The 9,208-nt window shown below is 66.9% G+C and carries 6 protein-coding genes; 3 read left to right on the forward strand and 3 right to left on the reverse strand.

Features of this window, described 5'->3' with window-relative positions; all coding sequences use genetic code 11:
• Positions 1-136: 136 nt before the first annotated feature.
• Both AB0J62_RS00955 and AB0J62_RS00960 read right to left on the reverse strand, forming a co-directional pair.
• Positions 137-1,504 carry a ricin-type beta-trefoil lectin domain protein gene (locus AB0J62_RS00955; RefSeq protein ID WP_363862599.1) on the reverse strand — a complete coding sequence of 456 codons (1,368 nt, stop codon included), beginning with the start codon at positions 1,502-1,504 and terminating at the stop codon, positions 137-139.
• Positions 1,501-3,363, reverse strand: a complete 1,863-nt coding sequence (locus AB0J62_RS00960) for a ricin-type beta-trefoil lectin domain protein (RefSeq protein WP_363862602.1) — start codon at positions 3,361-3,363, stop codon at positions 1,501-1,503. The genes AB0J62_RS00955 and AB0J62_RS00960 overlap by 4 nt, the downstream gene beginning before the upstream one ends.
• A 235-nt stretch (positions 3,364-3,598) precedes the next feature.
• Here AB0J62_RS00960 and AB0J62_RS00965 point away from each other — a divergent pair, with 235 nt between their 5' ends.
• Complete coding sequence (locus AB0J62_RS00965; protein ID WP_363862605.1) at positions 3,599-4,825, forward strand: family 16 glycosylhydrolase; 1,227 nt, start codon at positions 3,599-3,601, stop codon at positions 4,823-4,825.
• Here the strand turns inward: AB0J62_RS00965 and AB0J62_RS00970 are convergent.
• Positions 4,822-6,000, reverse strand: a complete 1,179-nt coding sequence (locus tag AB0J62_RS00970; RefSeq protein ID WP_363862608.1) for an ROK family transcriptional regulator — start codon at positions 5,998-6,000, stop codon at positions 4,822-4,824. The two genes, AB0J62_RS00965 and AB0J62_RS00970, sit on opposite strands and share 4 nt — an antisense overlap.
• 231 nt (positions 6,001-6,231) lie before the next feature.
• Here AB0J62_RS00970 and AB0J62_RS00975 point away from each other — a divergent pair, with 231 nt between their 5' ends.
• A complete protein-coding gene (locus tag AB0J62_RS00975) occupies positions 6,232-7,287 on the forward strand; it encodes a LacI family DNA-binding transcriptional regulator (RefSeq protein WP_363862611.1) in 1,056 nt (351 codons plus the stop codon).
• 165 nt (positions 7,288-7,452) lie between these two features.
• Positions 7,453-9,135 carry an ABC transporter substrate-binding protein gene (locus tag AB0J62_RS00980; RefSeq protein ID WP_363862614.1) on the forward strand — a complete coding sequence of 561 codons (1,683 nt, stop codon included), beginning with the start codon at positions 7,453-7,455 and terminating at the stop codon, positions 9,133-9,135.
• Positions 9,136-9,208: the final 73 nt, after the last annotated feature.

Below are 9,208 nucleotides of genomic sequence, written 5' to 3' on the forward strand. Positions count from 1 at the left end.
CTTCGCGTCGCGGGCGGGGTGAAAAGCGGGGCGCAGTCGAGCCAGCACCAGCTCGGCTCAGGAGGCGGGGTCGGCTCGCAGTCGAGGTGGCCGGCCGGCCCGGGCTCAGCGAGCTGCGGGCCGGCCGGATGTGGCGTCAGCCGCGGTAGCGGGCGATTACCTTGGTGAAGTCCCAGGGGTTCTGGGAGATGCCGGAGCAGCTGTCGGCGCTGCCGCCGGTGCAGGGGCGGTCGCGGTTCGCGGACCAGAAGGTGAACCGCGCCAGGTGGTGCTGCGACGCATAGGACAGCATCGTCTCGAAGTCGGAGACGTTCACCCGCTCGGCGTTGTCGGTGATGCCGTTCATCGACGAGATGCCGATCTTCCGGTACGCCGCGTCGTCGCTCAGGCCGTACGCCGACTTCACCTGGTTCTTCAGGCCCTCGGCCGCCTGCACCGTCAGCGAGCCCATGTTGGTGGTGCCGCCGCCGAAATCGAACGGCATGATCACCCAGCCGTCGAGGTTCAGCCCGGAAGCCGCGCCGCGCCGGATCAGGTCCTGACCGTTCCCGTCCGGACCGGAGGTGGTCGTCCCGAAGGTCAGGTACGTCGCGATCCCGGGGTTGTTCTGCTCGATGATCTTCAGCGCGTCGATCACCTTCTGCCGCGGACCGGCCTGAGCGATCTCCTGGTCCTCGATGTCGATGTCGATCGCCTTCAGCGACAGCGCGTTGATCACCTTCTGGTACGCCGCCGCGAGCTCACTCGCCGACCCGCAGCTCTGACCGAGCTTGTTGCCCGACCAGCCGCCGATCGACACCACGACGTCACCGCCGTTCGACCTGATCGTGTTGATCGCCTGCTGGTCCACGCCACCGGTCAGCGGCCGCCCGCCGTCCCACTGCGGGTTGCAGTACCCGTTGGACAGGATGAAGGCCATCGTGAACCACTTCACCCCGGTCGCGTTCATCACGGTCGCCGGGTTCGGCGGGTCACCCCAGCCTTCGTACAGGTACGGCGCGGCCGCCATCGGCGCACCACCCGTCGGCGGAGGCCCGTCGTCGGCAGCCGGGGCGTTCCACTTCTGGTTCGCCGCTCCCGTGCAGCTCCACAGCTGCAGCGGCGTACCGTTCGCGGAGTTGTTGCCGGTGACATCGAGACACTTGTTCGCCTGCGGGTTCACGAGGTCCCGGCCGGACGTGTAGGTCCACTGCTGGGCCGCTGATCCGTTGCAGGTCCACAGCTGGACGCGAGCACCGTTGGCCACCGAGCCGCCCGACACATCTAGACACTTGCCGAGGGCACGCACTGTGCCATCGCTCGAGCGACTCCATTGCTGCGCGCCGGTCCCGTTGCAGTCGTACAGCTGGATCGGCGTACCGTCCGCACTGTTCGCCGCCGCCACGTCCACGCACTTGCCGGCCAACCCGGTGATCGCTCCGGTCGCCGCCTGCGCGGGCGTTGCCGTGATCAACAGACCAGCACCGAGCACCAGGGTCCCGGCTGCCGCCGCCACGCGCTTCATGACACGGTCCACTTCTGGTTCGCGGCACCGGTGCAGCTCCACAGCTGCAGCGGCGTGCCGTTCGCCGAGTTGTTGCCCGTGACATCGAGACACTTGTTCGCCTGTGGATTCACCAGATCTCTCCCGCTCGTGTAGGTCCATTGCTGGGCGGCGCTGCCGTTGCACGAATAGAGCTGCACCTTCGCCCCGTTGGCGACGGAGCCGGCGTTGACGTCGAGGCACTTGCCGAGGGCACGGATCGTTCCGTCACCGGGCCGGTCCCACTGCTGTGCCGTCGTACCGTTGCAGTCGTAGAGCTGCACCGCCGTACCGTCCGCGCTGTTGGCCCCGGCGACGTCCATGCACTTGCCGGCCAGGCCGGTGATCTGACCGCCACCGCCACCGCCACCACCTTGCGTGCCGGACCAGGTGAAGGTCGCCGAGGTCTTGGTCGGCAGCGTGTAGGTGAAGGACTGCGAACCCCAGTTCACCCGCACGGACTGGGAGCTGCCAGTGGTGTTGAACGCGATCAGTGCCTTCGAACCGTCCGGGTTCTTCCAGGCCACGTTCTTCACCGAGCTGTTCGCGGTGGAGTCGATCCGCAGTGCGCCCGGCTTCACGAACTTGGTCAGATGGCCCATCGTGTAGTACTCGACGGTCTTGGTGACCTGACCGCGCAGGCTGTCGTTGCGGTGCACGGTGACGAGTCCGGTGCAGACGTTGCAGCCGGCGCCGACGAAAGGCAGGTGGTCCTCGTCCAGAGCGATGCCCCACTTGACCCACGACTTGTCCCAGTTGCGGGTGTAGTCGATCAGGTTGTTCATGTCCTCGACCTGCTGGTTCGGGATCCAGGTGCCGCCCGAGTGCTCGGTCATGTACGCGTTCACGTTCGGGTACTGGTTGTGGATCTGCGTCTGCAGGTTCACGTCACCGCCGTACCCGTGCCAGGCGATGCCGCCGAAGTTCGGATCGTTGCGCAGCGCCGCGTCCGCGATCGGGACCGAACCGAGGTCGTTGTAGTTGCCCCAGTTGTAGTCGAGGATCAGCACCTTGGTCGTCAGCCCGGCGGCGTGCAGCGCCGGCATCAGGTTGTTCTTGGTGAACTCGAGCAACCCGGAGCCGTTCCAGTTCATCGACGCGTAGCCGGTGTTGTCGTTGCCGCAACAGGTCGGCTCGTTCTGCACCGAGACGTAGTCGATGTGGTTGCCCTGGGCCTCGTTCTGCTGCAGGTACTTGACGAAGTACTGCGCGTACATCGGGTAGTACTGCGCCTTCAGCCAGCCGCGGTGGACGAAGTCGTTGTTGTCCTTCATCCAGGCCGGCGCACTCCACGGTGAGCCCATCACCTTCACGGCCGGGTTGAGCTGCCGGGCCTGCTTGGTCAGCGGTACGACGTCCGCCAGGTCGTGCTGGATGCTGAAGTCGTTCAGGTCGCAGCACGTGTCGTCGTAGGAGTAGTTGAACCGGGCGAGGTCGGAGGCGCCCATCGGGTTGCGGATGAAGGCCAGGCCGATCCCGTCGACCGGGTCGAACAAGTCCTTCATCACCTGGTTGCGGGTCGCGGCCGAGATCGTGTTGCTGCTGTTCAGCAACCAGGCGGAGCTGTCGGCGAACGACGCGCCGCCGCCTTCGAAGGACTGGTACGTCGTGTTCTCGTTGACCGTGATCGTCTGGTTGGCCGATCCGCCGGCCGGGCCGAAGCTGACCGGGGTCTGCTGCTGCAGGCCGCGGGTGACGTTCTGGCCGGCGCTGTCGTTGGTGGTGGTCAGCCAGATGTTGACCTGCTCGCCGGCGGCCTGCGCCGGTGGAGCGGTGCCGATGCCGAGGCCGGCGGCGGCCGCGCAGAGCGCAGCGACCACGAGCGGCAGGAAGCGTTTCATGGGGCGGTTCTCCCTTTGTATAAAGGAGTTTGGGGCGGTGGAGTTGCCGGCGTCTGCCCGCGCCGCAACAGGTGGTCAGCAAGAGGTAACCATCCGTGCAAACCGGTGTCAACGCCGAACCCGAGACTTTTTTCAGATCTTTTATTTAGTCCCGGGGTTGACCTGAGAGCGTTCTCACGGCACGCTGCGGTCCAATTCCTGCCCTCATTCAGACGCCCCCGGAAATGAGGTACTCATGAAGCGTCCCCGCCTGCTCGCGTTCCTCGCGATCGGTGCCGCACTGGCCGGCACCGCACTCCTCCAGCCTGCTGCCACAGCGCATCAGCAGGCCGCCGCCGCAACCACGGCGACGGTCTGGGAGGACAACTTCGACGGTCCATCCGGCCAAGCCCCCAACCCTGCCAAGTGGCGGTACGACACCGGCGGCGGTGGCTGGGGCAACAGCGAACTCGAGTACTACACCAACAGCACTCGCAACTCCGCGCTCGACGGCAACGGCAATCTGGTCATCACCGCCCGCAAGGAGAGCGGCGGTTTCCAGTGCTGGTACGGCCCGTGCCAGTACACCTCGGCCCGGCTGCTCACCGCACAGACCTTCACCCAGACGTACGGCCGGTTCGAGGCGCGGATCAAGATCCCCCGTGGCCAAGGGCTCTGGCCGGCCTTCTGGATGCTGGGCGGCACCAACTGGCCGAACGACGGCGAGATCGACATCATGGAGAACATCGGCAAGGAGCCGGCCACCGTGCACGGCACGATCCACGGACCGGGCTACTCCGGCGCCGGCGGTATCGGTGCCGCGTACAACCATCCGAACGGCTGGTCGTTCGCCGACGACTTCCACACCTTCACCGTCGACTGGGCACCGGACTCGATCACCTGGTACGTCGACGGCGTCCAGTACGAGCGCCGGACCCCGGCGGACCTGAACGGCAACACCTGGGTCTTCAACCACCCGTTCTTCATGATCATGAACGTCGCGGTGGGCGGCGGCTGGCCGGGCAACCCGGACGGCTCCACGGTGATGCCGCAGACCATGACCGTCGACTACGTCCGCGTCTCCACCCTCGGCAGCTCCGGCGGCGGCGGCTCGCAGATCACCGGCCTGGCCGGTAAGTGCCTGGATGTCGCCGGCGCGAACTCCGCGGACGGCACGACGGTCCAGCTGTACGACTGCAACGGCACGAACGCCCAGCAGTGGAGCCGCCCTGGTGACGGCACGATCCGGGCCCTGGGCAAATGCCTCGACGTCGCGAACGCCGGCGTTGCCGATGGCACCAGAGTCCAACTGGCAACGTGCAACGGCAATGCGGCCCAGCAGTGGACCTACACCGGCGGGCACGATCTGGTGAATCCACACGCCAACAAGTGCCTCGATGTCACCGGCAACAACTCCGCCAACTCGACACCGACGCAGATCTGGACCTGCACCGGCGGAGCCAACCAGAAGTGGACCGTCTAATGCGGTAGCGCGCCACCGTCGCGCAGCAAACGCACTACGGGAAGGGTCGCGGCGCCGAGTGCTACGGCGTCGCGGCCCAGCTCGCACAGCACGATGGACACCTGCGCGTACGGCCGCCGGAGAGCGTGCTTGCCCACCTCGGCGCGCAGTTCGTCCAGGTGCTTCTCACCGAGCGCCAGACCGGCCCAGCCGCCGAGCACGATCCGCTCGGGGTTCACGAGGTTGACCAGGTTCGCGAATCCAGCCGCGAGGTAGCCGATCGTGTCCGCGACGATGGTTGCCGCCGGCTCCGAAGTCGACGAGAGCAGCTCGACGAAAGCGGTCTCCTCGTCCCCCTCGACCAGCCCGCCGGCCTCGCGATATCGATCGAGAACGCCTTCCGCGCCGACATAAGCCTCGAGGCAGCCGAGCGCGCCGCAGCGGCATTGGCGGCCGCCGTACACGATGGTCATGTGACCCCACTCGCCCGCACTGCTGCGGGTACCGCGGTAGCTGGATCCACCGGCTACCAGGGCGGAGCCGACGCCGGAGCCGACCAGTGCCACGACCGCATCGGTCGCGCCGCGGCCCGCGCCGAAGTACATCTCGGCCTGGCCGAGCATGTTCGCGCCGTTGTCGACATGCACGGGGATATCGGTGCCCTTAGCAAGCATCTCGGCGAGCGGAACGGCTTCCCAGCCGAGCGTCTGCGCGTCGACGACCGCGTTGTCCTCGACCACACCGGCGACCGCGACACCGAGTCCGAGCACCTGCTGAGGCTGGATGCCGGACGCCGTGATGACGCTCGAAAGCCCTTCCAGTACGTGCTTCACGACCTCCGCCGGGGTCGGCGTGCTGATCGGATGGTCGGCGCGGGCGAGCACGTTCATCGCCAGGTCGAACAGCTCCACCCGGACGCGCGTCTCGCCGACCTCGGCGCCCACGACGTACCGGAACGTCGGCGCGACCCGCAACAGCACACGCGGCCGGCCACCCTCGGACTCGACCGAGCCGGCTTCCTCGACCACGCCCTCGGCGATCAGCTCCGCGACCAGGTTGCTCACGCTCGCGGCGCTGAGCGACGTCCGCACGGTCAGCTCCTGGCGGCTCAGCGGGCCTTCGCGGTAGATGCTGGTGAGGATCACCGAGCGGTTGGACCGGCGCATGTCACGCACCGTGGTCCGGCGTACTTCCATCCTTACCTCACCCTGCCCGGCCCCGGGCGGGCCATTCGGTCCGAGTCCATCATGCCGCTCGGGCGCACGGAAGAGCTCCCTTCTTCCAGGTCGTGAACTAAGACCCGATTCGTTACCGCTCCGTGATTGACGGTGACTTACCGTCTCGGCTTTGATCTACGGAACCGCTTCCGAAACCGGTTCCGACCGGAAACCGCCCAGCACCCCCGACCGCCCGAGGGGAGATTCAGCGTGTCCATCACCATCGCCGATGTCGCGGCCCGCGCCGGTGTCAGCAAGACGACCGTGTCGCGCGTCCTCAACGGCAAGGGCGAGCTGGACCTGCGGACGGCCGAGCGGGTCCGGCAGGTGATCGAGGAGCTCGGGTACGTGCCGAGCGCCCGTGCCGTCGGCCTGGCCCGCGGCCGGACCCGGATCGTCGGAATGCTGGTCCCGTCGCTCACCTGGCCCTGGATGGGCGAGGTGTTGCAGGGCGCGGTCGACGTGGTCGAGAGCGAGGGGTACGGCCTGCTGCTGTTCACCTTCAACCGGGGTGCGGAATCCATGCAGCAGTTCGCCTCCCAGGTCTCGTCACAGTCGTTCGACGGCCTGCTGGTGATCGAGCCCGAAGGCACGCTCACCTTCATCGAGCAACTCCACGCGCGTGGTCTGCCGGTGGTCCTGATCGACGACCGCGACAAGCGCCCGCAGTTCCCGTCCGTCGCCACCACGAACTACGCCGGCGGCGAGTCCGCCGCCCGGCACCTGCTGGAGCTCGGTCGCCGCCGGCCACTGGTGATCACCGGCGTCGAGCGCTTCGGCTGTACCCACGAACGCCTGGACGGCTTCCGCGACACCTACGCGGCCGCCGGTATCGAGCTCGACCCGAGACTCGTGTTCGAAGGCGATTTCACCCACGAGAGCGGACGCCGCGGCGTCCAGTACGCGCTCGACGAACGACTCGACTTCGACGCGGTCTTCGCGCACAACGACCTGTCCGCGGGCGGCGCCATCCAGGCCGTCCGGGAGACCGGCCGGAACGTGCCGAACGACGTGTCGGTGGTCGGGTTCGACGACATCCCGTACGCCGAACACACCGAGCCGCCGCTGACCACGGTGCATCAGCCGATGCGCCAGATGGGTCAGGCCGCGGCCCGGATGCTGATGGGGTACTTCGGCGGCACGCCGCTGCCGGACACCCCGCACGTGCTGCCGACGACGCTGATCGTCCGCAGTTCAACCGCCCCGCGGCATCGATCATTGGCAACCTCGAGGACCAGACCCGCCCCGAAACACCGGTCCCACTAAGGCTCCGGCGGCGGGGCAGCTGCCCCTGTTCCGCCGCCGGCGTACTCCCCCGATATCTATCCGTTAAGGCGTCCGCTCTTCCCATGAGAGCGTTCTCACGCCACGATGCACCTGCTCACGCGGCTCAGGCGTGAGCATCCGCCAACAGATACACAGGAGGAACCGATGCGAGCACGACGTACCGTCGCGCTGGCCCTCACGGGCCTGCTCGCGGCAGCCACGCTGGCTGCCTGCAGTAACGGGGACGGGAAGACCGAGAACAGCGGGTCGAGCAGCGGCGCGACCGTGCTGAACATCGGCATGCCGAACGGGCCGCAGACCGAGAACCACAACCCGTTCCTCGGCTCCTCCGCCGGCGCCTCCTTGGGCTACCGCTGGATGATCTTCGAGCCGCTGGTGATGATCAACGGGATCAAGCCGACCGAGCCGGGCAAGCCGTGGCTGGCGACCGAGTGGAAGTGGGACGCCAACTACACCAAGCTCTCGCTGACGATCCGGGACGGCGTGAAGTTCTCCGACGGCCAGCCGATGACCGCCGACGACGTCGCGTACTCGTTCGAGCTGCGGAAGAAGTACGACGGCCTGAACCAGGACGCGATCCCGTACGGCACGATCACGGCGTCCGGCAACAAGGTAGACCTGACCTTCACCCGGTCGCAGTTCACCAACCAGAACAAGATCCTGACCGTCTTCGTGGTCCCGAAGCACCAGTGGTCCACGCTCAAGGACCCGACCCAGGACACGCTGAAGAACCCGATCGGCACCGGCCCGTACACGGTCAAGTCGTTCACCCCGCAGACCACCACGCTGACGCTGCGCGACTCGTACTGGCAGGACCTGCCGAAGGTCAAGGAGCTGCGGTACACGTCGTACAACGACAACAACGCGCAGACCACCGCGCTGGCCAACGGCTCGTCGGAGTGGAGCTTCGTCTTCGTCCCGAACGTGAAGGCCGTCTACCAGGACAAGGACCCGAAGAACCACAAGCTCTGGTTCCCGGCCAACCTCGGTATCCACGGTCTGTGGATCAACACCACCAAGAAGCCGTTCGACAACCCCGCCCTGCGGCGCGCGATGAACCTGGTGATCAACCGCGACGACATCTTCAACCAGGGCGAGGCCGGGTACTTCTACCCGAAGGTCGAGTCGATCACTGGTATCCCCACGCCGGCCGGTGACTCGTTCATCGCTCCGGAGTACAAGGACAAGAAGCACGCGGTCGATGTCGACGGTGCGAAGAAGGAGCTCGCCGACGCGGGCTTCAAGCTCGAGGGCGACGTGCTGAAGGACCCGACCGGCAAGCCGGTGACGATCACGCTGACCGACCCGGCCGGCTGGTCCGACTACATCACCGACCTGGAGATCATCAAGGACAACCTGTCCACGATCGGCATCAAGGCGACCGTCGACAAGGCCAACCAGGACGCGTGGTTCAAGAACATCGACGAGGGCAACTTCGACGCCGCGATGCACTGGACCAACGGCGGCGCGACGCCGTTCGACATCTACCAGAACATCATGGACGGCAAGATCCTGAAGCCGGTCGGCAAGGGCGGCGTGAGCGGCAACTACGGCCGGTTCAACAGCCCGGAGGCGACCAAGGCGCTGGACCAGTACGCCAACGCCGCGGACGACGCGACCCGGACCACCGCGCTGAACACGCTGCAGAAGATCATGGTCGAGCAGATGCCGATCATCCCCACCTCGGCGTCCAACGTCGGCGGTCTCTACAGCACGAAGAACTGGGTCGGCTGGCCCGACGAGCAGAACCAGTACGGGCCGGCGCAGCCGACCCAGCAGAACGCTCTGCAGATCATCCTCAACCTGAAGCCCGCCGGCAGCCAGTGACTCACGGACCGCGGGGGGCGGGCCCCGCCGGGGCCCCGGGGGCGGGTGGGGGGGGGTGTTTTAGTGACCCCGC

The sequence above is a fragment of the Kribbella sp. NPDC049584 genome, from assembly GCF_040675555.1.
Classification (GTDB): Bacteria; Actinomycetota; Actinomycetes; order Propionibacteriales; family Kribbellaceae; genus Kribbella.

Excerpts from the sequence above, each read along its gene's own strand:
- AB0J62_RS00965 (WP_363862605.1), top strand. The coding sequence starts at position 3,599 with ATGAAGCGTCCCCGCCTGCTCGCGTTCCTCGCGATCGGTGCCGCACTG.
- AB0J62_RS00960 (WP_363862602.1), bottom strand. The coding sequence starts at position 3,363 with ATGAAACGCTTCCTGCCGCTCGTGGTCGCTGCGCTCTGCGCGGCCGCC.
- AB0J62_RS00980 (WP_363862614.1), top strand. The coding sequence starts at position 7,453 with ATGCGAGCACGACGTACCGTCGCGCTGGCCCTCACGGGCCTGCTCGCG.
- AB0J62_RS00955 (WP_363862599.1), bottom strand. The coding sequence starts at position 1,504 with ATGAAGCGCGTGGCGGCGGCAGCCGGGACCCTGGTGCTCGGTGCTGGT.
- AB0J62_RS00970 (WP_363862608.1), bottom strand. The coding sequence starts at position 6,000 with ATGGAAGTACGCCGGACCACGGTGCGTGACATGCGCCGGTCCAACCGC.